This is a genomic window from Aeromonas veronii (genome assembly GCF_040215105.1).
Classification (GTDB): Bacteria; Pseudomonadota; Gammaproteobacteria; order Enterobacterales; family Aeromonadaceae; genus Aeromonas; species Aeromonas veronii_G.
Genome location: NZ_CP157875.1, coordinates 2,249,403 through 2,271,894, shown reverse-complemented (window position 1 = coordinate 2,271,894; position 22,492 = coordinate 2,249,403). Strand labels below are relative to the sequence as shown.

Below are 22,492 nucleotides of genomic sequence, written 5' to 3'. Positions count from 1 at the left end.
TGGCAGCTCTTTAGCCTTTACAGCTTAGTCCAAGGGGAGGTGCAATAAGGTGGGCCGGATCAAAATTCGGGGCGAACAGACCCGGCCGAGAACGATTTGAGGAGGAGGATCAGCCGCAGGCGGGGCGGGTTGCACCGGCCATGATGCCGAGAGCCACGTGGTCCAGTACGGTGATGTACTTGCCCTTGACGCTGATGAGACCGGACTTCTGGAAGCGGCCGAGCAGACGGCTGATGGTCTCGACGGTGAGGCCGAGATAGTTGCCGATGTCGCCACGGGTCATGGAGAGGCGGAACTCCTTGGCGGAGAAACCGCGCTCGGAGAAGCGGACCGACAGGTTGTGCAGGAAGGCGGCGAGACGCTCTTCGGCATTTTTCTTGGAGAGCAGCAGGATCATCTCCTGATCCCCCATGATCTCGTTGCTCATCAGCCGCATGATCTGCTGGCGGAGCTTGGGCATCTTGCCGGAGAGGTCGTCCAGCACATCGAACGGGATCTCGCACACCATGGCGGTTTCCAGCGCCTGGGCGAAGGAGGGGTGAGCCTGCTTGTGGATGGCATCAAAACCGACCAGATCGCCGGCGAGGTGGAAGGCGGTGATCTGCTCGTCCCCCTGCTCGGTGATGGTATAAGACTTGATGGTCCCGGAGCGGATGGCATAGAGCGATTTCAGCTCGTCGCCAGCCTTGAACAGTTCTTCACCCTTCTGGATCGGCTTCTTGCGCTCGATGATGCTGTCGAGCTGATCGAGTTCGTTGTCGTTCAGGGTGAAGGGGATGCAGAGCTGGCTGATGCTGCAATCCTGGCAATGAATTGCACAGCCACCGCTCTGAATACGTCTGCCAGGTTTCTTGTCCGGGATCATAGGCTCAAATGAATAATTGATTTATATCAAACAAGTTTACCACCAACTCATCCGTTTTGGATAGGGTTTCAAAAGGATGTGATCCCGATCCAGAGGGTGTGCAGGCCGTAAGCGATGAGTAGCAGGGCGCCGCCGAGGCGCAGACTGCGCAGGGTCAGCCAGTAGCGAAGGCGATCGGCCAGACCTCCCAACGCAAACAGGGTCGGCAGGGTGCCGAGGCCGAAGAAGAGCATGATGAGAGCCCCACCCGTGGCAGAGCCCGCGGCCGCACTCCAGGTCAACATGGAGTAGACCAGACCACAGGGCAGCCAGCCCCATACCATGCCAAAGGGAAGGGCTTGTACGGGGGAGTGGAAGGGGAGGAATCTGCTGGCCAGCGGCTTGATATGTGGCCAAAGCTTCCCCCCCATGCGCTCAAGCAGCAGAATGCCCTGCCACCAGCCCGCGAGATAGAGGCCGAGCGCTATCATCAAGAGCGCCGCCATCAGTCTCAGCCCGGCAATGGCCTGTTTGCCGGCACCGAGCTCGCCGACACTGGCCAGCAGCCCCCCCACCAGCGCCCCCGCGATGACGTAGCTCAGGATCCGGCCGAGGTTGTAATTGAGCAGGTAGCCGAGCCGCCCCCAGAAGTGCTGGCTCTTCGGGGGGATCGCCATGGAGAGCGCCGCCGAGACCCCGCCGCACATGGCGATGCAGTGGCCGGATCCCGCCAGCCCCACCAGCAGGGCCCCCATCAGATCAAGGCTGCTGGTCATGGTGCCCCTTGCTCTCGTCCTCTGGCTCCTTGTCTTCAGCCTTGGCGAGCGGTTGCTCCTCATCGAACAGGATGTTGGAGCCCTGCCGGTCGAGATCCTCGAACTGCTCGGAGCGGATGGCCCAGAAGAAGACGACCCCGGCGATGATGACGAACAGGATGGCGATGGGGATGAGGACAAAGATGATGTTCATGGTCTCTACCTTGGCAAGTGTGCCCGTGGTGGCTGGTCCATGTTAACCCCGTTCGGGCCCGGCGCCAGCCGCCATCTGTCAGAAAATCTGGCCCGCCCCCTGGCAGGCCGTTCACTCAAGGGGCGGGATCAGCGGTTGAGCCGCATGGAGTTGGTGACCACTATGAGGGAGCTCAACGACATGCCCGCCGCCGCCAGGTAGGGGGGAAGCCAGCCGCTCGCCGCCAGCGGCAGCACCAGCAGGTTGTAGCCGATGGACCAGGCGAAGTTCTCCTTGATGATCTTGCGGGTGCGCAGCGCCAGGGTGCGGGCCGCCAGCAGGCGGGAGAGATCGTCCGCCAGCAAGATGGCGTCGGCACTGTTCTTGGCCAGATCCGTGCCCCCCGCCATGGCAAAAGAAGCATGGGCCCCGGCCAGCACGGGCGCATCGTTGATGCCATCCCCCACCATGATGCTGATCTCCCCGGCCGCTTCACGCCCCTTGAGATAAGCGAGCTTGCCATCCGGTGTCGCCCCCTTGATGAGTTCATCCACCCCGAGCTCCCGTGCCACCTCGTCGGCGGCGGCCGAGCCATCGCCCGTCAGTATGGTGGTTTTGAGGCCGGCATCCCGGAAGGCGGCGATGAGTGCCTTGGCATCTGTGCGCAGCGTATCGGCCAGGGTGAAGCGAGCCAGCAATCCGTGCTCGTCGGCTAGGTAGATGACAAGGCCGCTCTCCTGCGGCGCCTGGCCATGGTCGTCACTCAAACCCAGCCAGCGGGCACTGCCAATCCTGTACTGGGTGCCGGCAATCACGCCCTGGATGCCGTGACCGATGACAGGGGTCACCTCGCTCGCCGTCAGCAGAATGTCGGCGGGGGCGGCGCGCTTGAAGGCACGAGCGATGGGGTGTTCGGAATAGGCCTCCAGGGTGCGGGCGATGGCGAGGCATTCGGCATCGTCAAGCCCGGCCAGTGCCCGGGTGCTGACAAGGCGGATGTCCCCCGTGGTCAGGGTACCCGTCTTGTCCATCACTACCCGGTTGGCACGGGTCAAAATGTCCAGCACATGGCCACGGCGCAACAGTATGCCGCTGCGGGTAAGATGGGCGGTGGCCGAGGTGAGCGCCGTGGGGGTGGCCAGCGACAGAGCGCAGGGGCAGGTCGCCACCAGCACTGCCAGGGTGATCCAGAAGGCGCGCGCGGGGGCGTGGAAGTGCCAGAAGGTCCATACCCCGGCGGCGATCACCAGCAACACCAGGATAAAGTGGCGGGAGAGCACATCCGCCAGCTCGGCGATGGCAGGCTTGTCGTCCAGCGCATGATCCTGCAGGCGCATGATCTGGGCGAGGCGAGACTCCTCGATGGGATGGCTGACCCGGATCTCCAGCGGCGCATCGGTGTTGATGGTGCCGGCGAAGACGGGCTCTCCCGCTTGCTTGAGCAGGGGGAGCTGCTCGCCGGTCAACATGGATTCATCCAGACTGGCGTTCCCCGTCACTATGATGCCGTCGGCGGGCAGGGTGGCGCCCGCCAGCACCCGCACCCTGTCGCCTGTGCGCAGGGTCTTGGCGGCGACGTCGTGTTCCCCGTCGTCATCGATGCGGGTCGCCATGATGGGTACCAGCCGCGCCAGGTTGGAACTCGACTCCGATGCCTTGCGCCTGGCGCGCAGCTCGAGCAAACGCCCCAGCAGCAGGAAGAAGACGAACATGGTGATGGAGTCGTAATAGACCTCACCGGTGTTGAAGACGGTGGCCCAGATGGAGGCGACGAAGGCACCGATCAGCGCCAGCGATACTGACACATCCATGGAGAGGTGGCCCTGCTTCAGGGCGCGCCAGGCCCCCACGTAGAATGGCTGGGCGGAGTAGATCATGATGGGAGTCGAGAGCAAGAGGCTTATCCACTTGAAATAGATCATGAACTCCTCCTCGACGCTGATGAAGAAGTCCATGTAGAGCGCCACCGCGCACATCATCACCTGCATGGACCCGAGGCCCGCCAGCGCCATGCGAAACATGTAGCTGCGGACCTCGCGGGCGTAGAGGGCTTCCTGTTGATGGGTCTGGAAGGGGTAGGCGCGATAACCAATCTTGGCGAAACCCTTGAGGATGTCGCTCAAGGAGAGTTTGTCGGGGTCCCATTTGATGCGGGCGCGGTGGGTGGTGGTGTTGACGTTCACATAATGCAGGCCGGGGAGCCCCATCAGGTGGCGTTCAATCAACCAGGCACAGGCGGCGCAGGTGAGACCCTCTACGCTGAGCTGGATTTCGCGAAGTTTCTGACTGCCTGAGCCAGTTTCCACCACGAAATCCTGCTGCACCTCTGCCAGATCGTAGTGGGTCATGGCGGCCAGTTCGCTCGGTACCAGTTCCCCCTTGATGCCGGGAGCGGTACGGTGTTCGTAATAGCTGGCAAGGCCGCATTCGAGGATGGTCTGCGCCACGGCCTGGCAGCCGGGGCAGCACATGGGTTGCACTATACCCTTGATCTCGAGGGCATAATCACTGCCAGTGGGAACCGGTTCACCGCAGTGAAAACAGCCGGTCATGGTGTATCCCTCCTTGGGAGCGGGCGGGGTGTCTGGGAAGCAGGCCGACTCGTCCAGGACGGCCGATCAGGGGGCATCAACGCCCCTTGGGATCGAGCTCGACGGCCGCCCCGGTCGGCAGATGTACCGTCTCTTGCAGGCGCCACTCGTGGTTGAAGGCATCGACCCGGATGTGCCATTTGCCGGTGATGGGCTTGTCCAGCATCAGGCGATAGACGCCCTTGCCATCGGCGGTCACCAGATGTTCGCTGTCATGACCTGCCAGAGTGGGATGAAAGAGGGATACATGCAGGGCCTGACCGGGCGGCACATCGCCGGAGAGCGGCTTCAGGGTCAGCTCGCTGCCCTTGACCTCGAGGGCGATGCGGATGCCCAACGCCTCGGCGCGATCAAACTTGCTGAGATCCTGATTGATCTCCTTGCCCTGCTTGTAATAGTCCTCGGCCACCAGGTTGACCCCATCCTTGCTGGCGATGATGGCGGTTGCGATGCTGCCGACCACGGCGGCGCAGGGGAGGGCGATGATGAACCAGGGCCAGAATTGGCGATACCAGGGTTGAGTCATAGTTGCTACTGCCGTGAAACGTACGCTTAACGAATGGAGGGGTTTTAGCCAACACAAGATAACAAAAAGCCCCGAAGAGTCGAGGCTTTTTGCTGCGTAATCACGTGCTTATCACATGTTACTGCGCTTTTTGTCCCTCGTTGTGAGACAGGCTGTAGACATAGGATGCCAGCAGTTGCACCTTGTCTTCCCCGAGGATGTCCTTCCAGGCCGGCATGACCCCGTGACGCCCGTGGGTGATGGTCTGCTCGACCACCTGACGGGAGCCACCGTAGAGCCAGGTGTTGTTGGTGAGATCCGGTGCGCCGAAGGCGATGCCGCCCTTGGCATCCGGGCCGTGACAGGCGGCACAGATGGCAAAGCGTGCCTCGCCCTTCTTGGCTTCCACCAGATCCACCTTGCGACCGGAGAGGCTCAATACATAGGAGGCCACCTCCTTCACCCCATCCTGACCCAGGATCTCGCCCCAGGCGGCCATGACCCCCTGACGACCGCCCATGATGGTGGTCTTGATCTGCTCAGGCGCCCCGCCCCACTGCCATTCGCTGTCGGTCAGGTTCGGGAAACCGCGACCACCGCGGGCATCGGAGCCGTGGCACTGGGAGCAGTTTTGCAGGAACAGGCGCTGACCCACCTTGCGGGCTTCCGGATCGGCGGCGATCTCCTCGATGGGGCGATAGCTCTTGCCGTCAGCCTGGTAGGCCAGCTCGCGGAACTTGGCACCATAGACCTCATCGGCCTTGGCGAGCTCCCGATCGTACTCGACCGCGCGCCCCTCGGCCTTGGCGGAGGCCGCCGCCGCCTTGGACTCGGCCAGGGAGCGGACGTCCTGGTTCGAGCTCTGCCAGCCCAGCAGACCCTTCCAGTTGCCCAGGCCCGGGAAGGCGAGCAAGTAGATGAGGCCGGTGACGATGAAGAAGATGAACATGTAGGACCACCACTTGGGCAGCGGGTTGTTGATCTCCTCGATGCCGTCGAAGGTGTGCCCCATGGGCTTGCCTTCTTCGGTTCCCAGCTTGTCCTTCATGCACCAGAGCAGCAGCAGGAAGCAGCCGATGATGGTGCCCAGACTTATCACGGTGACAAAAATGCTAAACAGAGTGCTCATTATTGCTTCGCTCCTGCGTTCTTGTTATCAGCACTGGGTTGCTCATCATCGGCAAAAACCAGGTTGGCGGCCTCATCGAAGGAGGCCTTGCGGCGCTTGCTGTAGGCCCAGACGATGATGGCGATCATGATGATCAGCAGCAGCAGGGTGTACAGGCCGCGAAATGTACCGTAATCCATTTCCGCCTCCTTATTTCAGGGCATGACCCAGTGATTGCAGATAAGCGACCAGGGCGTCGAGCTCTGTCTTGCCCTTCACCGCCTCACCGGCACCTGCGATGTCGGCGTCGGTATAGGGCACGCCGAAGTGATCCCGGAACAGGGCCAGCTTCTTGCCGGTCAGCTCGCCGCTCAGGACGTTGGTCTCGAGCCAGGGGAAGCCGGGCATGTTGGACTCGGGCACCACGTCCCGCGGGTTGATGAGGTGGGCACGGTGCCAGTCATCGGAGTAGCGGCCGCCGACCCGGGCCAGATCCGGCCCGGTACGCTTGGAGCCCCACAGGAAGGGGTGCTCCCAGACGCTTTCACCGGCGACCGAGTAGTGGCCGTAGCGCTCGGTCTCGGCGCGGAACGGACGGATCATCTGGCTGTGGCAGACGTTGCAGCCTTCGCGGATGAAAATATCGCGCCCTTCCATCTGCAGGGCGGTGTAGGGCTTGAGGCCCTCCACCGGCTCCGTGGTCTGCTTCTGGAAGAACAGGGGGGTGATTTCGACCAGGCCCCCCAGGCTGATGGCAAAGATGATGCCGACCACCAGCATGGGAACGCTTTTTTCAAATATTTCGTGACGGTTATTGTTGCTCATGGCGTGACCTCTTCAATCAGGCTGGCTGTGCGACGGGTTCCAGGGAACCCTTGGGCGCAGTGATGGTGCGATAGGCGTTGTAGGCCATCAGCAACATGCCGGTGACGAAGAAGCAGCCACCCAGGAAGCGCACGAAGTAGAAGGGGTAAGAGGCCTGCAGGGCTTCCACGAAGCTGTAGGTCAGGGTGCCGTCGTCGTTGACCGCACGCCACATCAGACCCTGCATCACACCGGAAATCCACATGGAGACGATGTAGAGCACGGTGCCCACGGTCGCCAGCCAGAAGTGGACGTTGATGAGCTTGATGCTGTACATGCGGCCCTGATCAAACAGGTTCGGGATCAGGTGATACACGGCGCCGATGGATACCATGGCGACCCAGCCCAGAGCACCGGAGTGAACGTGACCTATGGTCCAGTCGGTGTAGTGGGAGAGGGCGTTGACCGTCTTGATGGCCATCATGGGGCCTTCGAAGGTGGACATGCCGTAGAACGACAGGGAGACGATCAGGAAGCGCAGGATGGGGTCATAGCGCAGTTTGTGCCAGGCACCGGACAGGGTCATGATGCCGTTGATCATGCCGCCCCAGGAGGGAACGAACAGGATGAGAGACATCACCATGCCGAGGGACTGTGCCCAGTCGGGCAGCGCCGTGTAGTGCAGGTGGTGCGGACCGGCCCATATGTAGAGGGAGATCAGCGCCCAGAAGTGCACGATGGAGAGGCGATAGGAGTAGACCGGACGGCCCGCCTGCTTGGGCACGAAGTAGTACATCATGCCGAGGAAACCGGCGGTCAGCAGGAAGCCCACCGCGTTGTGGCCATACCACCACTGCACCATGGCATCCATGGCACCGGAGTACATGGAGTAGGACTTCATGCCGGAGAGGGGCACTTCCATGTTGTTGACGATGTGCAGCACGGCCACCGTGATGATGAAGGCGCCGAAGAACCAGTTCGCCACATAGATGTGGGAGGTGGTGCGCTTGGCCAGGGTACCGAAGAAGACCACGGCGTAGGCGACCCAGACCACGGTGATGGCGATGTCGATGGGCCACTCCAGCTCGGCGTACTCCTTGGAGGTGGTGTATCCCAGCGGCAGCGAGATGGCGGCCGAGAGGATGATCGCCTGCCAGCCCCAGAACACGAAGGAGGCAAGCTTGCCACCAAACAACCGGGTCTGGCAGGTGCGCTGTACCACATAGAAGGAGGTGGCCATCAAGGCACTGCAACCAAAGGCGAAGATAACCGCGTTGGTGTGCAGGGGTCGCAGGCGGCTGTAGGTCAGCCAGGGGGTGTCAAAGTTGAGGGCAGGCCAGATCAGCTGGGCTGCAATCAGTACGCCCACCGACATACCGACAATTCCCCAGACAATCGTCATGACGGTGAACTGACGTACAACGGTGTAGTTGTACTCAGGATGGTTCGTAGTGTGGCTCATCGTTGTATTCCGCTTCCGATGCTGTTGTTTGTTTTTTGTCCGGAAATGAGGACCATTTTCATTCCAGATTTGCCGACTTCCGCTCGTTAACTTTTGTTAATAAAAGGAAAAGCAAAATGTGGATAAATGAAAATTCATTGGGAATGATACTGAACTGACCGGTAAAATAACAGTACAAACAGTGATATATTTGGCTCTGACGGGTCTCACCGCCGCCAGTTTTTTACCTTGCGCGAGATCACGAAAATGGCATTTTTTACGTACCTTACAAGGTTGTTTTTTCATGAAAGAGAGACTCACTTCACGCAAATTTGGGCACTTGGTGCTGGTGTTGGCCATTTTGCTCGCCCTGATGACTTATCGGACCTGGTTTTGGTCTCCACACGGGGCTGATTCTGAGGGGGGAAATGATCAGATTTGTGATCTATCCCACAGTGCCTGTGCGCTTATTATCGGAGACAAGCCCCTCTCTGCCAGTGTCGTCAACCTGCCGATCAAGGCTGAACATGACTTTAGCCTACGTCTTCAGGGGGGGGATCCTGCCATTAGTCCGACTCAGGCCTGGCTCGAGGGAAAGGAGATGTTCATGGGCCGCATCCCCGTGCAATTCGAGGCTGGCGAGGGGGGATGGCAGGGGACGGCCCAGGTGGGTTCCTGCACCTCGGCAACCATGACCTGGCTGCTCAATATCGAGTGGAGCAATGGTCAACGCCAGCAGTTGGCGCTCTCCGTCTCCCGCTGAAGCAGTGGCTTGTTTGAGGCTTATAAGGGGGGATAGATGAAATTTGATTTGAATTTTTCAGGTGGGACTGTACCTTGCATTCATTATCAAGGAGTGAAGTTCATTTAATCATGATTGAAAAACAAGCATTTTATCGCACCCTGAACCAGCAAGCCCAGGCCCTGCTGGAAGGGGAACCGGATCGCATTGCCACCCTGGCCAACCTCTCGGCCCTGCTCAATCAGGAACTGGCTGACATCAACTGGGTCGGCTTCTACCTGTTGCAGGGAGAGACCCTGGTGCTCGGCCCCTTCCAGGGCAAGCCCGCCTGCGTGCGCATTCCGGTGGGGCGAGGTGTCTGCGGCACAGCGGTATCCGAGGGCAAGACCCAATTGGTAGACGACGTGCACCAGTTTGTCGGTCACATCGCCTGTGACGGTGCCAGCAACTCGGAAATCGTGATCCCCGTTCGCCACAACGGCGAGATCATCGGGGTGCTGGATATCGATAGTCCGATTTTTAACCGTTTCGACGCCGAGGACCAGCTTGGTCTGGAAGAAACGGTGCAAATTTTGGAAAGCATGCTCTAAGTCATTGCTAGATGGTTCGCAAAAGGCCCCAAGCTCTCTATAATAGGGCCTTTGTTGTGTTCGGGCTCGCCCGTGCGTCTATATGAAAGCCAAGGTTATACATGGAAAACACTGAAAAGCTGAAGAACAGTAAAGAGATCGTTGCCTACCTGGTCGAGAAATTCCCGGCCTGCTTCATCGCTGAAGGAGAGGCCAAGCCACTCAAGATTGGCATCTTCCAGGATCTGGCCGCGCGTCTTGCTGATGACGAGAGAGTCTCCAAGACCATGCTGCGCTCTGCTCTGCGTCAATACACTTCCAGCTGGCGTTACCTGCATGGCCTCAAGGCTGGCCAGGCCCGTGTCGATCTGGACGGCAATCCGGGTGAGCTCTTGACCGAAGAGCACATCGAACATGCCAAACAGGCCCTCAAAGAGAGCAAAGAGCGTGTCTTTGCCAGCCGCCGCACCAATACCAAAGAGAAGGACGACAAGCCCAAACAGCCCCGTCGCCCGGCTCCTCGCAAGTCTGATGCCCCCCGCGCCGACAAGCCCAAAGCCGCCCCCAAGGCTGCTGCTCCTGCCGTCGACGCACCGCTGGTGAAAGTGGATGCCGCTACCCTGAAAGTGGATCAGGGCGTGCGCGTCGTACTGGGCAAGTCCCCCGTACCCGCCACCATCAAGGAAGTGACCAAGGATGACGTACAGGTTCAATTGCAGACTGGCATGATGTTGCGGGTCAAGTTCGAGCACCTGGTTCTCTAAGGAGACAAATGTTGAAGCATGGCGTAATTCGTTTTTCCCTCGTTGCCTGTAGCCTGGCGCTTGCCGGGCTTGCACAGGCCATCGAGCCGGTGCTCAAGGAAAGTGATTTGCCTGTGTTGGCTCAAGAGAGCCAACATGCTACGGCCAGCAAGCGAATTACCAATCTGTTTACCCGCTCCCATTACAAGCAGTTCAAGCTGGATGATGCTTTCTCCGCGGTTGTCTTTGACAAATACCTGGAGAATCTGGATTACAGCCGCAACCTGTTTTTGGCCTCTGATATCAGCCGTTTTGAAAAGTACCGTAACGGGTTTGACACCGACCTCGAGAGAGGACGGCTGGCGCCCGCCTACGAGATGTTCAACCTGAGTCAGCAGCGGCGTTATGAGCGGTTCGAATACGCCCTCAAACTGCTCGACACTCCCTTCGATTTTACCCAGAAAGACAACTACGTCTTCGATCGGGAAGGGGCGCCCTGGCCCAAGGATGAAGCGGAACTCAACGAGTTGTGGCGCCAGCGGGTCAAGTTCGATGCCCTGAGCCTCAAGCTCAGCGGCAAGGAGTGGCCGGAGATCAAGGAGCTGCTTGGCAAGCGTTACAACAACGCCATTAAGCGGATGTCCCAGACCGAGAGCGAGGACGTGTTCCAGCTCTTCATGAACTCCTTCGCCCGCGCCATCGAACCCCACACCAGCTACCTCTCTCCGCGCAGCGCCGATCGCTTCAACACCGAGATGAACCTCTCGCTGGAGGGCATTGGTGCCGTGCTGCAGGCGGAGGATGACTTCACCGTCATCCGTTCCTTGGTGCCCGGTGGCCCGGCCGCCAAGTCCAATCACCTCAAACCCGATGACAAGATCACCGGGGTAGGGCAGGACGATGGCAAGATTGTCGATGTGATCGGCTGGCGTCTCGATGACGTGGTCGAGCTCATCAAGGGCCCGAAAGGCAGCAAGGTGAAGCTGGAGATCCAGCGCGGCAAGGGCGCCAACGCCAAGACCGAGCTGGTGGAGCTGACCCGTGACAAGGTGCGTCTGGAAGACAGGGCCGCCAAGTCCAAGGTGATCACCGCGGAAGGCAAGAAGATAGGGGTACTCGAGATCCCGAGCTTCTATGTCAACCTGCACGATGACGTCATCAAGGAGCTCTCCAGCCTCAACAAGCAGAAGATAGATGGTCTCATCGTCGATCTGCGCGGCAACGGTGGTGGTGCCCTGACGGAAGCCTCTGCCCTGAGCGGCCTCTTCTTCGGCAGCGGTCCCGTGGTGCAAATTCGCGATCACATGGGCCGGATCACGGTCAATGGGGACGACGATGGCAACGTCTACTACGGCGGCCCCATGTCGGTGCTGATCGACAGATACAGCGCCTCGGCCTCCGAGATCTTCGCTGCCGCCATGCAGGATTACGGTCGTGCCCTGATCCTGGGTGAGAACTCGTTCGGTAAGGGCACGGTGCAGCAACACCGCAGCCTCGCCAAGGTGTACGACTTCTATGAGCAGCCGCTCGGCCACGTGCAATACACCATCGCCAAGTTCTACCGGATCAACGGTGGCAGCACCCAGAACAAGGGTGTGGCACCGGACATCAGCTTCCCCACCGCCGTCTCGCCTGACGAGACCGGGGAGAGCCGGGAGTTCAACGCGCTGCCCTGGGACAAGATTGCCTCAGCGGGTTACACCAGGCTGGGTGATTTCAGCGGCATGCTGGCCAAGCTGAAGGCGGATCACGAGGCGCGGATCAACAAGGATCCGGAGTTCGCCTACGTGTTGCAGGACATCAAGGAGTATCAGGCTGACAAGGACAAGAAATCCGTCTCCCTGAATGAAGCCGAGCGGTTGGCCGAACAGGCCAAGCAGGACGAGAAGGCGCTGGCGCGAGCCAATGAGCGGCTGCTTCGTCTTGGCAAGCCGACGGTGAAGAGCCTGGATGATCTGCCCACCGACTTCGAGGCACCTGATGAGTATCAGGTCGAGGCGGCCAATATCACGGCTGATCTCGCCACTCTCAGCAAGAAGAGCTGATGGGACAACACTATGACAAGGGCGACTCGGGTCGCCCTTTCTTTTGCCTGAATGCAAACTATTTGACCCTGTTCGAGCCTTGTGACAGCCTCTGACACGTCAATAACAAAGCGTGGAAGCAACAATAATGACTGAACAACCTCAGGCCATGACGGCCAAGTATCGCCAGGATTACCAAGCCCCCCATTACTGGTGCGACAGCATCGACCTCGATTTCCAGTTGCAGGATCCCCTGACCCGGGTCACCGCCATCTCCCGCCTGCGTCGCAATGGCGAGCACAAGGAGCCCTTGGTTCTGGATGGGGAAGGGCTCTCCCTCGTCAGCGTCACTCTGGACGGGGTGCCCTTTACCCAGTACGAGCAGGGGGAGAGCAGCCTGACCCTGTTCAACCTGCCGGCCGAGTGCGTGCTGACCATCGTCACCGACCTGGATCCCGCCGCCAACACGGCGCTGGAGGGGCTCTACAAGTCCGGCGACGCCTACTGCACCCAGTGTGAGGCGGAAGGCTTTCGGCGCATCACCTATTACATGGACAGGCCGGATATCCTGACCCGTTACAGCACCCGCATCAGCGCCGACAAGGCCAAGTTCCCCTATTTGCTCTCCAACGGCAACAAGGTGGCGAGCGGCGAGCTGGACGGCGGTCGTCACTTCGTGCAGTGGCAGGATCCCTTCCCCAAGCCCAGCTATCTGTTTGCCCTGGTGGCCGGTGATTTCGACGTGGAGCGCAACCACTATGTGACCATGAGTGGCCGCAAGGTGGCGCTGGAGATCTTCGTGGACAAGGGCAACCTGGACCGCGCCGGTTTCGCCATGGAGAGCCTCATCAACTCCATGGGCTGGGACGAGCAGCGCTTCGGTCTCGAGTATGACCTCGACATCTACATGATCGTCGCGGTGGACTTCTTCAACATGGGCGCCATGGAGAACAAGGGGCTGAACATCTTCAACTCCAAGTTCGTGCTGGCAAACCCCGCCACCGCCACCGACGTCGATTACCATGGCATCGAGCGGGTGATCGGCCACGAGTATTTCCACAACTGGACCGGCAACCGGGTCACCTGCCGCGACTGGTTCCAGCTCAGCCTGAAAGAGGGGCTGACGGTGTTCCGGGATCAGGAGTTTTCCTCCGATCTGGGCTCGCGCGGGGTCAATCGCATCAACAACGTGCGCACCGTGCGCGGCCCGCAGTTTGCCGAAGACGCCGGCCCCATGGCGCACCCCATCCGCCCGGATGTGGTGATCGAGATGAACAACTTCTACACCCTGACCGTCTACGAGAAGGGCTCCGAAGTCATCCGCATGCTGCACACCCTGCTGGGGGAGGAAAGCTTCCAGGCCGGCATAAAGCTCTACTTCGAGCGCCACGATGGCTCGGCCGCCACCTGTGACGACTTCGTGCAGGCGATGGAAGACGCTTCCGGTGTCGATCTGGGCCGTTTCCGCCGCTGGTACAGCCAGTCCGGTACTCCGGAACTCACCGTGACTGACGACTACGATGCCGCCACCGGCACCTATCGCCTGCACGTGCGCCAGCACACTCCGCCGACCCAGGATCAACCCCAGAAGCTGCCGCTGCATATCCCGCTGGATATCGAGCTGTATGATGCGAACGGGGCGGTGATCCCGCTCCAGTATCAGGGGGAGCCTATCGGCCAGGTGTTGAATGTGCTGGAAGAGACACAGACCTTCGTGTTCGACCAGGTGCCGGTGAAACCCGTGCCCTCCCTGCTGCGGGACTTCTCCGCTCCGGTCAAGCTGCACCATGACTACAGCGACGAGGCGCTGGCCTTCCTGATGCGCCATGCCCGCAACGAGTTCGCTCGCTGGGACGCGGCCCAGATGCTGGTGAACAAGGCGGTGATCGCCGGGGTGGCCAGCGTGCAGCAGGGCCAGGCGGTCGCCGTTTCCGACTCCCTGCTGGCGGCCTTCGTCGCCATCTTCGATGAGGCCGCGCTGGATCCGGCTCTGAAAGCCGAGATCCTGACCCTGCCGGGAGAGGTCACCCTGGGCGAGCTGTTCGACACCGCCGATATCGACGCCATCCACCTAGTGCGAGACGTGATTCAGGCTCGTCTGGCCGAGGCCTTCGGCGTCCGACTGGTCAAGGCCTACGAGGGTCTGCGTCTGACCGGTTACAAGGTGGTGCACGAAGACGTGGGCAAGCGCGCCCTCAAAGCCGTGGTACTCGGTTATCTGGCTGCCCTGAACCCGGAGCAGGCCGATGCCCTGGTACGGGAACAGTACGCCCAAGCGGACAATATGACTGACACCCTGGCCGCGCTGCAGGTGGCCAACGCCCATCTGCTGCCATGCCGCGCAGCGCTGCTCGCCGACTTCGAGGGCAAGTGGGCCCACGACGGTCTGGTGCTGGACAACTGGCTGCGGCTGGTGGGGGCGAAACCCGCCGCCGACGTGCTGGAAGAGGTGAAGCAGGCGATGGCGCATCCCACCTTCAGCATCCGCAACCCGAATCGGCTGCGAGCCCTGGTGGGGAGCTTTGCTTACAACCAGGCGCAGTTCCACGCCGTCGATGGCAGCGGCTATCGTTTCCTGACCGATCTGATGATTGAACTCAACGAGGTGAACCCTCAGGTGGCGTCTCGCCTCATCACCCCGCTCATCCAGTTCAAGCGGCTCGATGCAGGGCGTCAGACGCTGATCCGTGCCGAGTTGAGCCGTCTGGCCGCGCTGGACGGGTTGGCGCGGGATCTGTTCGAGAAGGTGAGCAAGGCGCTGGCGCAGTAAGCCGGCGCCGGTGACGGGCAGGGGAGCCAGGCTCTCCTGCCCGTTTCATTGGGGCCCCGACAATCCAGAGGAGGATGCCATGCGGCACTATACCTTTCACCTCGCCCTCAGCCGGGATGAGATCATGCTGATGTACCAGGGACATGCCAATAGGCTGGTAGTGCGTACCGAGCAGGGGCTGACCCTGGAGCTGGGACTTGAGAAGATCCGGCCCTTCGTCGCCACCAACGGGGTTCACGGTCGTTTTCGACTCTCCACCGAGGATGATCACCGCTTCGTGCGGCTAGAGAGAGTCAACTGATCCGGCTTTGGAACCGGACCTAGGCAGTCGGGATGGTCAATATTGGCGGTAAAACCAGCACAAATCGCTACCGGATTCCCTCAAACGCATAAATTAACAAAACACGAACATATTTCCGGGTAAATATCTGCTTTAAGTCACTATCTATCCGGTAAATAGGCTTACAGCCAGTGCGTTTTTCTAAAAATGAACGACTTGGCAAAATTTTTCACAACCCAAGCCGTGATCTGCCCCTTGTTTTTAACATCCCGTTATCACCATCGCTCGCCTTCCTTGATCCAAGACATTACACTTCGCTGCAACTCTGAACCGGCTGGCATCCAGGGTGGATGTCGCCGTGTCTGTGATGTCGTCCGATAAGGAAACTAGCAATGGCATTGAAAGACGCCCCTACCTCAGTTCTGCTCGAAAACGTTCTCAACCTGATCCATCAGAAGTTGCCCAAGAAGAGTGCCTCTCTGGTGGAGCGCTTTGTTGCCAAGTTCTACGGCAACATGGCCAGCACCGATCTGCATGATCGCAATGACAGCGATCTCTACGGCGCGGCCCTGAGTCTGTGGAATGCGCTCAACCAGCGTACCGGTACCGACCCCTATATCCGGGTCTACAACCCCGAGCTGACTCGCCACGGATGGCAGTCTCCCCACACCATTGTCGAAATCATCCTGCAAGATTCCCCCTTCCTGGTGGACTCCATCCGCATGGCCCTCAAGCGTCGCGGCATCACCGCCCACATGATGCTGCACCAGCCGCTGCACCTCATTCGCGGAGAAGAGGGCAAGATCAGCGCCATCCTGACCCTGGACAACACCGCCGAGCAGACGTCGGTCGAAACCGCCTTCCTCATCGAGATCGATCACCTCACCAGTGAAGAAGAGATGGAAGGGCTCTGCGCCGAGCTCAAGTCCGTAGCCGGCGAAGTAGCGCTGGCGGTGGGGGACTGGCAGCCCATGCTGGCGCGCCTGAACGAGATCATCGACGAGTTGCCAAAGCGCAAGAACCCGGTCAGCAAGGAAGAGGTGGACTCCTGCGTCGCTTTCCTCAAGTGGGTGGCCGCCCACAACTTCACCCTGATGGGTTATCGCCGCTACGACGTTCGCGCGGTGGAGGGGGATCACGAGATCCTGCCCCAGCCGGAGTCGAGCCTCGGCCTGATGAAGAACTCCATCAAGGACGAAGGCCAGCGCCTTGGCAACATGCCCGCCAGCGCCCGCCACGCGGCCTTAAGCTCCGATTTGCTGATCCTCACCAAATCCAACAGCAAGGCTCGCGTACACCGCCCGGCCTATGTGGATTACATCGGCATCAAGCGCTTTGACGAGCACGGCAAGGTCGTGGGGGAGGATCGCTTCATCGGTCTGTATGCTTCCTCCATCTACAACACCAGCGCCACCCAGATCCCCCTCATCAGCCATCGCCTCGAGCGCATCATGGCCGCCTCCGGCCACGAGACCGGCTCCCACGCCTACAAGGCGCTGCTGAACGTGCTGGAAACCTACCCGCGCGATGAGCTCATTCAGGCCCGTGAGGAAGAGCTGCTGGCCACCGGCCTCGGGGTACTGGAGATGCAGGAGCGCGACATGCTGCGCCTGTTCGTACGCCGGGATGTCTATGGCCGCTTCTTCTCCTGCATGGTCTATGTCACCAAGGAGCGTTACAACACGGCGCTGCGGGTCAAGACCCAGCAGATCCTGCAGAAATATTTCGGCAGCAGCGACGAGGTGGAGTTCAACGTCTACTTCTCCGAAGGCGTGCTGGCCCGGACCCACTACATAGTACGGGTCAACAATAACAACGTGGATGTGGATGTGAACGAAGTACAAAACAACCTGATTGAAGCCGCCCGCAGCTGGGATGACCGTCTGGATTCCGTGCTGCTCTCCCACTACGGGGAAGCCCGTGGCAACGCCCTGCGCCGCCGTTTCAGCGCCGCCTTCCCCCGCGCCTACAAAGAGGACGTGCTGCCGGGCTCCGCGGTGGCAGACATCATGGCCCTCGACGGCCTGAGTGAAGAGGCGCCGCTTGGCATGCAGTTCTACCGTGCCCAGGAGGAGGAGAACGATCGCCGGGTTCGCCTCAAGCTGTTCCACCGCGCCGAGCCCATCCACCTATCCGATGTGCTGCCCATGCTGGAAAACATGGGGCTGAGAGTCATCGGTGAAACCCCCTACCAGGTGCGTACCCCGGCGGGAGAGGTGTTCTGGATCCTGGACTTCTCCATGCTGCTGCGCGGCGATCAGCCGTTCGATCTGGCCCAGAGCCAAGAGCGCTTCCAGCAGGCCTTCGCCGCCATCTGGAACAAGACCCTGGAAGATGACGGCTTCAACCGTCTGGTGCTGGGCGCCGGCCTGTGCGGTCGCCAGGTCTCGGTGCTGCGGGCCTATGCCAAGTACATGCGCCAGACTGGTGTCTCCTTCAGCCAGTCCTACATCGAGGAGACGTTGACCCGCTATCCGGATATCGCCGAACTGCTGTTCACCCTGTTCGATCTGCGCCTGAACCCGTCCATCAAGCAAGATGCCAAGGTCCAGGACAAGCTGCGTGAGCAGCTCGCCGCCAAGCTGGATCAGGTGGCGAACCTGGATGACGATCGTATCATCCGCCGCTACATGGAGATGATCGACGCCACCCTGCGCACCAACTACTACCAGCAGGACAAGGCGGGCAAGATCAAGCCCTACATCTCCTTCAAGCTGGCCCCCGCCAGCATCACCGACATGCCGCTGCCGCTGCCCAAGTTCGAGATCTTCGTCTACTCGCCGCGGGTGGAAGGGGTGCACCTGCGCTGGGGCAAGGTGGCCCGGGGCGGTCTGCGCTGGTCCGATCGCAAGGAAGACTTCCGCACCGAGGTGCTGGGTCTGGTGAAGGCGCAGCAGGTCAAGAACACCGTCATCGTACCGGTCGGCGCCAAGGGCGGCTTCTACTGCAAGCAGATGCCGGTGGGCGCGGCCCGTGCCGTCATCCAGGAAGAGGGCAAGGCCTGCTATCGCCTGTTTATCCGCGGCCTCTTGGATGTCACCGACAACATCATCGGTGGTGAGGTGATCCCGCCCCGTGACGTGGTTCGCCACGACGAGGATGACTACTACCTGGTGGTCGCGGCCGACAAGGGCACCGCCACCTTCTCCGACATCGCCAACGAAATCAGCCAGGAGTATGGCCACTGGCTCGGCGATGCCTTCGCCTCCGGCGGCTCCGTCGGCTATGACCACAAGAAGATGGGGATCACCGCCCGCGGCGCCTGGGAGTCGGTCAAGCGCCACTTCCGTGAGCTCGGCATCAACTGCCAGAGCACGGACTTCACCTGCGTGGGCATCGGCGACATGGCGGGCGACGTGTTCGGCAACGGCATGCTGCTCTCCGAACATACCCAGCTGGTGGGCGCCTTCAACCACATGCACATCTTCATCGACCCGACCCCGAATGCGGCCAAGAGCTTCGTCGAGCGCAAGCGCCTGTTCGAGCTGCCGGGATCGAGCTGGGAAGACTACAACAAGGAGCTCATCTCCAAGGGGGGCGGCATCTTCCTGCGCTCGGCCAAGTCCATCAAGCTGAGCCCGGAAATCCAGACTCTGCTTGGCACGGACAAGTCCAGCATGGCGCCGAACGAGCTCATCAAGGCGCTGATCTGCCTGAACGTGGACCTGCTCTGGAACGGCGGCATCGGCACCTATGTGAAGAGTGCCAAAGAGAGCGATGCGGACGTGGGGGATCGCAGCAACGACGTGCTGCGGGTCAACGGTCGCAACCTGCGTGCCCGCATCGTGGGGGAGGGCGGCAACCTCGGCTTCACCCAGCTCGGCCGGGTGGAATACGCGAGCCAGGGCGGTCACATCAACACCGACTTCACCGACAACGTGGGCGGGGTGGATTGCTCCGACAACGAGGTGAACATCAAGATCCTGCTCAATCAGCTGGTGGCCGCCGGTGATCTGACCCTCAAGCAGCGCAACCAGATGCTCTATGAGATGACCGACGACGTCGCCCAGATCGTCATCACCAACGCCTATCGCCAGTCCCAGTCCATCTCGGTCACCGCCTTCCGCGGCGCCGAGCAGGTCAAGGAGCAGCAACGCTTCATCCAGGGGCTGGAGCGCGAAGGTAAGCTGGATCGCGCCCTCGAGTTCCTGCCCAGTGACGAGGAGCTCTCCGAGCGGATGGCTGCGGGCCAGGGGCTGACTCGTCCCGAGCTCGCCGTGCTGGTGGCCTATGGCAAGATGGTACTGAAAGAGCAGCTCAACTGCCCCGAGGTGACCGACGAGCCCTTCCTCGCCAACATGCTGGTGACCAGCTTCCCGGCCCAGTTGCAGCAGCAGTTCGGGGCGGCCCTGGCCCAGCATCCGCTGCGCTCCGAGATCATCGCGACCCGGGTGGCCAACATGCTGGTCAACGACATGGGGCTGAACTTCGCCAGCCGGATGAAGGATGAGACCGGCGCCTCTGTGGCGGAAGTGGCCTGCTGCTTCGCCATGGCCCGGGAGGTGTTTGGCCTGGATCGGCTGTGGCGTGACATCGAAGGGTGTGACAACCAGGTGGATGCCAACACCCAGCTCGAGCTGATGTTCTACAGCCGCCGCATCGTGCGCCGCGCCACCCGCTGGTTCCTGCGCGCCCGCAATCGCAGCTGGAGCATCGGCGAGAACATCGCCTTCTTCCGCCCGGCCTTCGAGACCTTGGGGACCCATCTCTACGAGGTGATGGACGAGAGCGAAGTGGCCGAGCACCAGCAGGCGGTCGCCATCCTGGTGGCCAAGCAGGTGCCGGAGCACATCGCCCGTCAGGTAGCGCACATGAGCAGCCTCTTCTCCAGCCTGGATCTGGCCCAGATCGCCGCGGAGCACAAGACGGACATCCTGCGCGCCGCCAACGTCTACTATCGCCTCGGCGCCAAGCTGGATCTGCACTGGTTCCTCGAGCAGATCAACCATCAGCCGGTGGGCAACCACTGGCAGGCGATGGCGCGGGCCTCCTTCCGCGAGGATCTGGACTGGCAGCAACGCAGTCTCACTTCCGTGGTACTGGAAGGGTGCAAAGAGCAAGGGGAATGCGCTACCATACTGGCCAACTGGATTTCGGAGCATGAACAACTCTTGTCCCGTTGGACCCACATGTTGGCCGACTTCAAGACCTCCAGCACCCACGAGTTCGCCAAGTTCTCGGTGGCCTTGCGAGAGTTGAACCTGCTCCAGTTGAATTGCCGAACGCTTTAATCGCACACAGTGGCATCACCCCAAAAGCCCCGGCCAGTTGCCGGGGCTTTTTTTAAGGAGCAAACATGCTGTACCCCATCGCCAGGCATTTTCTGTTCAAACTCAACCCGGAGCAGGCTCACGATCTCTCCATCAAATATTTGCCCCGCCTTCTCGGTACGCCGCTCGATTGTTTCTTCCGCAACTCCCTGCCCAAACGCCCCGTCACTTGCATGGGGCTTAATTTTGCCAATCCGGTGGGCCTGGCCGCTGGCCTGGATAAAGACGGGGAGTGCATCGATGCATTTGGCGCCATGGGGTTCGGCTTTATTGAAGTGGGTACCGTGACTCCCAAGCCCCAGAGCGGCAATGACAAACCCAGGCTGTTCCGGGTTATTCCTGCCGAGGGGATCATCAACCGGATGGGATTCAACAACAAGGGAGTCGATCATCTGGTGGCCAAGGTTCGCGAGGCCAAATATCAGGGGGTCATCGGCATCAATATCGGCAAGAACAAGGACACCCCCATCGAGCAGGGCAAGGATGATTATCTGATCTGCATGGACAAGGTCTATGATCACGCCGGTTATATCGCGGTCAATATTTCCTCGCCCAACACCCCGGGCCTGCGTCAATTGCAATACGGTGAGGCGCTCGATGAGTTGCTGGCAGCATTGAAAGCACGTCAGCAGGAGCTCGCCGCCAAATATAAAAAGTATGTGCCGCTTGCCGTTAAAATCGCGCCGGATCTCAGCGTCGATGAAATAAACCAGGTGGCCGAGTCCTTAATCAAAAACCGGATCGATGGCGTGATTGCCACCAATACCACCCTCGAGCGCGACATGATTTATGACATGCCCCACGCCGCCGAAGCGGGGGGGCTCAGCGGTCGTCCGCTGCAGCACAAGAGCACGGAAGTGATCCGTCAGCTGGCCAAGGCGCTGGATGGTGCCCTGCCTATTATCGGCGTCGGTGGCATCGACAGTGCCATGGCGGCACGGGAGAAATTGGCCGCGGGTGCCACCTTGGTCCAAATTTACAGTGGCTTTATTTATAAAGGCCCGGCATTGGTCAAAGAGATAGTGACCCATATTTAAAAAATAACCGGTTACCCTTATATAAAGTTGCTCAATTTCTCGACATGGAATAAAGTCGAATAACGGCTTAAGTAAGGGTAACCTCATGTGCATCCAACCCAATGACAATTGGCAATGGCATTATGACGCTCAGGATGATCGTCTGATGCTGGATTTATCCGATCGCATGATATTCGCCACCGAATATAAGGGGCGACAACTGGTGCCTTGCTCCTTCACCACCCAGCCTTTTTGCGTGGACGATGCCGCTCTCTATTATCAGTTGATGGACAAGATCGTTGAACTCGATTGGAGCACACCCCATCAGGTTCAGCTGGTATTGAATGCCATCGCCGTCAGCCGCTTTTATAAACCGCTGATGCCACAGAGCTGGTTCTTTAATGAACAGCAATCACCCTGTTCATTGGAAGTGGGTACCCTGGTGTGCATGCAGACCCCTCATGGCCGTGGTGAATTCATGGTGATCGAGGCGGGCGATCAGGCCAGCGTCTGTCTGAATCTGACCGATGAATTAATTTTGACCACCAGCAAGATATTGCCCCGCTTCGGGGTGATCAAGGTGATGAATAATCGCATGCAGGCGAGAGCGACCCAAACGGCGCAATATCGCCAGGTCAGCTGATCAGTAAATAGCCGCACGCTCAACAACCCGTCATTCGATCAACAGGTCGTTTGCTCTCGCGGGTATTTCCCGCATTTCCATCGTCTCTTTTCAAATACGGCCCGGGCATTTCGCCGAACACCTCCTGTGGCGAGGGGCAACCCCTTCATCGGCCCATTGAGTTGTCCGTCCCCATACCTTCCACTGCCCATCAT

18 protein-coding genes are annotated in these 22,492 nt (G+C 60.1%); 9 read left to right on the top strand and 9 right to left on the bottom strand.

Translation table 11 applies throughout. The annotated features are described in order from the left end of the window. Positions 1-109 precede the first annotated feature (109 nt). From ABNP46_RS10465 to ccoN, 9 genes are all read right to left on the bottom strand, one after another. Positions 110-865: an FNR family transcription factor gene (locus ABNP46_RS10465; protein WP_349922295.1), complete on the bottom strand. Its 756-nt coding sequence runs from the start codon at positions 863-865 to the stop codon at positions 110-112. Between the two features lie 68 nt (positions 866-933). Continuing rightward, positions 934-1,620, bottom strand: a complete 687-nt coding sequence (locus ABNP46_RS10460; RefSeq protein WP_349922294.1) for a sulfite exporter TauE/SafE family protein — start codon at positions 1,618-1,620, stop codon at positions 934-936. Continuing rightward, positions 1,604-1,813, bottom strand: a complete 210-nt coding sequence (gene ccoS, locus ABNP46_RS10455) for a cbb3-type cytochrome oxidase assembly protein CcoS (RefSeq protein WP_349922293.1) — start codon at positions 1,811-1,813, stop codon at positions 1,604-1,606. The genes ABNP46_RS10460 and ccoS overlap by 17 nt, the downstream gene beginning before the upstream one ends. 128 nt (positions 1,814-1,941) lie before the next feature. Then, on the bottom strand, positions 1,942-4,344 hold the full coding sequence (locus ABNP46_RS10450) for a heavy metal translocating P-type ATPase (protein WP_349922292.1): 2,403 nt from the start codon (positions 4,342-4,344) through the stop codon (positions 1,942-1,944). Positions 4,345-4,420: 76 nt separating this feature from the next. Then, on the bottom strand, positions 4,421-4,909 hold the full coding sequence (locus tag ABNP46_RS10445) for a FixH family protein (protein WP_349922291.1): 489 nt from the start codon (positions 4,907-4,909) through the stop codon (positions 4,421-4,423). Positions 4,910-5,027: 118 nt separating this feature from the next. Continuing rightward, on the bottom strand, positions 5,028-6,017 hold the full coding sequence (gene ccoP, locus ABNP46_RS10440) for a cytochrome-c oxidase, cbb3-type subunit III (RefSeq protein WP_349922290.1): 990 nt from the start codon (positions 6,015-6,017) through the stop codon (positions 5,028-5,030). Next, a complete protein-coding gene (locus ABNP46_RS10435; protein ID WP_349922289.1) occupies positions 6,017-6,196 on the bottom strand; it encodes a cbb3-type cytochrome oxidase subunit 3 in 180 nt (59 codons plus the stop codon). Before ABNP46_RS10435 ends, ccoP begins: the two co-directional genes overlap by 1 nt. A 10-nt stretch (positions 6,197-6,206) precedes the next feature. Further along, positions 6,207-6,821: a cytochrome-c oxidase, cbb3-type subunit II gene (gene ccoO, locus ABNP46_RS10430; protein WP_349922288.1), complete on the bottom strand. Its 615-nt coding sequence runs from the start codon at positions 6,819-6,821 to the stop codon at positions 6,207-6,209. 16 nt (positions 6,822-6,837) lie between these two features. Next, entirely contained in the window at positions 6,838-8,262 is a 1,425-nt protein-coding gene (gene ccoN, locus ABNP46_RS10425; protein WP_349922287.1) for a cytochrome-c oxidase, cbb3-type subunit I, read from the bottom strand. Between the two features lie 283 nt (positions 8,263-8,545). Between ccoN and ABNP46_RS10420 the strand changes: the two genes are divergently transcribed. The 9 genes from ABNP46_RS10420 (at position 8,546) to ABNP46_RS10380 (ending at position 22,298) form a co-directional block, all read left to right on the top strand. After that, positions 8,546-9,004 carry a hypothetical protein gene (locus ABNP46_RS10420; RefSeq protein WP_349922286.1) on the top strand — a complete coding sequence of 153 codons (459 nt, stop codon included), beginning with the start codon at positions 8,546-8,548 and terminating at the stop codon, positions 9,002-9,004. A 110-nt stretch (positions 9,005-9,114) separates the two neighbouring features. Further along, on the top strand, positions 9,115-9,573 hold the full coding sequence (locus ABNP46_RS10415) for a GAF domain-containing protein (RefSeq protein WP_349922285.1): 459 nt from the start codon (positions 9,115-9,117) through the stop codon (positions 9,571-9,573). 101 nt (positions 9,574-9,674) lie between these two features. Then, positions 9,675-10,316 (top strand): RNA chaperone ProQ, encoded by a 642-nt coding sequence (gene proQ / locus ABNP46_RS10410; protein WP_349922284.1) that lies wholly within the window; start codon positions 9,675-9,677, stop codon positions 10,314-10,316. A gap of 8 nt (positions 10,317-10,324) precedes the next feature. Continuing rightward, positions 10,325-12,340, top strand: coding sequence for a carboxy terminal-processing peptidase (gene prc / locus ABNP46_RS10405; RefSeq protein ID WP_349922283.1), 2,016 nt, complete (start codon positions 10,325-10,327; stop codon positions 12,338-12,340). A 127-nt stretch (positions 12,341-12,467) separates the two neighbouring features. Further along, positions 12,468-15,089: an aminopeptidase N gene (pepN, locus tag ABNP46_RS10400; protein WP_349922282.1), complete on the top strand. Its 2,622-nt coding sequence runs from the start codon at positions 12,468-12,470 to the stop codon at positions 15,087-15,089. Positions 15,090-15,168: 79 nt separating this feature from the next. Continuing rightward, positions 15,169-15,390, top strand: a complete 222-nt coding sequence (locus ABNP46_RS10395) for a DUF2835 family protein (RefSeq protein WP_349922281.1) — start codon at positions 15,169-15,171, stop codon at positions 15,388-15,390. A gap of 371 nt (positions 15,391-15,761) precedes the next feature. Then, a complete protein-coding gene (locus ABNP46_RS10390; RefSeq protein WP_349922280.1) occupies positions 15,762-20,600 on the top strand; it encodes an NAD-glutamate dehydrogenase in 4,839 nt (1,612 codons plus the stop codon). 65 nt (positions 20,601-20,665) lie between these two features. Beyond that, complete coding sequence (gene pyrD / locus ABNP46_RS10385; protein ID WP_349922279.1) at positions 20,666-21,676, top strand: quinone-dependent dihydroorotate dehydrogenase; 1,011 nt, start codon at positions 20,666-20,668, stop codon at positions 21,674-21,676. An 85-nt stretch (positions 21,677-21,761) separates the two neighbouring features. Next, entirely contained in the window at positions 21,762-22,298 is a 537-nt protein-coding gene (locus ABNP46_RS10380; protein WP_349922278.1) for a cell division protein ZapC, read from the top strand. The last annotated feature ends 194 nt before the right edge of the window (positions 22,299-22,492 follow it).

Bases quoted from the DNA above. Each gene is read 5' to 3' on its own strand.
- ABNP46_RS10465 (WP_349922295.1), bottom strand. From the start codon at position 865: ATGATCCCGGACAAGAAACCTGGCAGACGTATTCAGAGCGGTGGCTGT.
- ABNP46_RS10460 (WP_349922294.1), bottom strand. From the start codon at position 1,620: ATGACCAGCAGCCTTGATCTGATGGGGGCCCTGCTGGTGGGGCTGGCG.
- ccoS (WP_349922293.1), bottom strand. From the start codon at position 1,813: ATGAACATCATCTTTGTCCTCATCCCCATCGCCATCCTGTTCGTCATC.
- ABNP46_RS10450 (WP_349922292.1), bottom strand. From the start codon at position 4,344: ATGACCGGCTGTTTTCACTGCGGTGAACCGGTTCCCACTGGCAGTGAT.
- ABNP46_RS10445 (WP_349922291.1), bottom strand. From the start codon at position 4,909: ATGACTCAACCCTGGTATCGCCAATTCTGGCCCTGGTTCATCATCGCC.
- ccoP (WP_349922290.1), bottom strand. From the start codon at position 6,017: ATGAGCACTCTGTTTAGCATTTTTGTCACCGTGATAAGTCTGGGCACC.
- ABNP46_RS10435 (WP_349922289.1), bottom strand. From the start codon at position 6,196: ATGGATTACGGTACATTTCGCGGCCTGTACACCCTGCTGCTGCTGATC.
- ccoO (WP_349922288.1), bottom strand. From the start codon at position 6,821: ATGAGCAACAATAACCGTCACGAAATATTTGAAAAAAGCGTTCCCATG.
- ccoN (WP_349922287.1), bottom strand. From the start codon at position 8,262: ATGAGCCACACTACGAACCATCCTGAGTACAACTACACCGTTGTACGT.
- ABNP46_RS10420 (WP_349922286.1), top strand. From the start codon at position 8,546: ATGAAAGAGAGACTCACTTCACGCAAATTTGGGCACTTGGTGCTGGTG.
- ABNP46_RS10415 (WP_349922285.1), top strand. From the start codon at position 9,115: ATGATTGAAAAACAAGCATTTTATCGCACCCTGAACCAGCAAGCCCAG.
- proQ (WP_349922284.1), top strand. From the start codon at position 9,675: ATGGAAAACACTGAAAAGCTGAAGAACAGTAAAGAGATCGTTGCCTAC.
- prc (WP_349922283.1), top strand. From the start codon at position 10,325: ATGTTGAAGCATGGCGTAATTCGTTTTTCCCTCGTTGCCTGTAGCCTG.
- pepN (WP_349922282.1), top strand. From the start codon at position 12,468: ATGACTGAACAACCTCAGGCCATGACGGCCAAGTATCGCCAGGATTAC.
- ABNP46_RS10395 (WP_349922281.1), top strand. From the start codon at position 15,169: ATGCGGCACTATACCTTTCACCTCGCCCTCAGCCGGGATGAGATCATG.
- ABNP46_RS10390 (WP_349922280.1), top strand. From the start codon at position 15,762: ATGGCATTGAAAGACGCCCCTACCTCAGTTCTGCTCGAAAACGTTCTC.
- pyrD (WP_349922279.1), top strand. From the start codon at position 20,666: ATGCTGTACCCCATCGCCAGGCATTTTCTGTTCAAACTCAACCCGGAG.
- ABNP46_RS10380 (WP_349922278.1), top strand. From the start codon at position 21,762: ATGTGCATCCAACCCAATGACAATTGGCAATGGCATTATGACGCTCAG.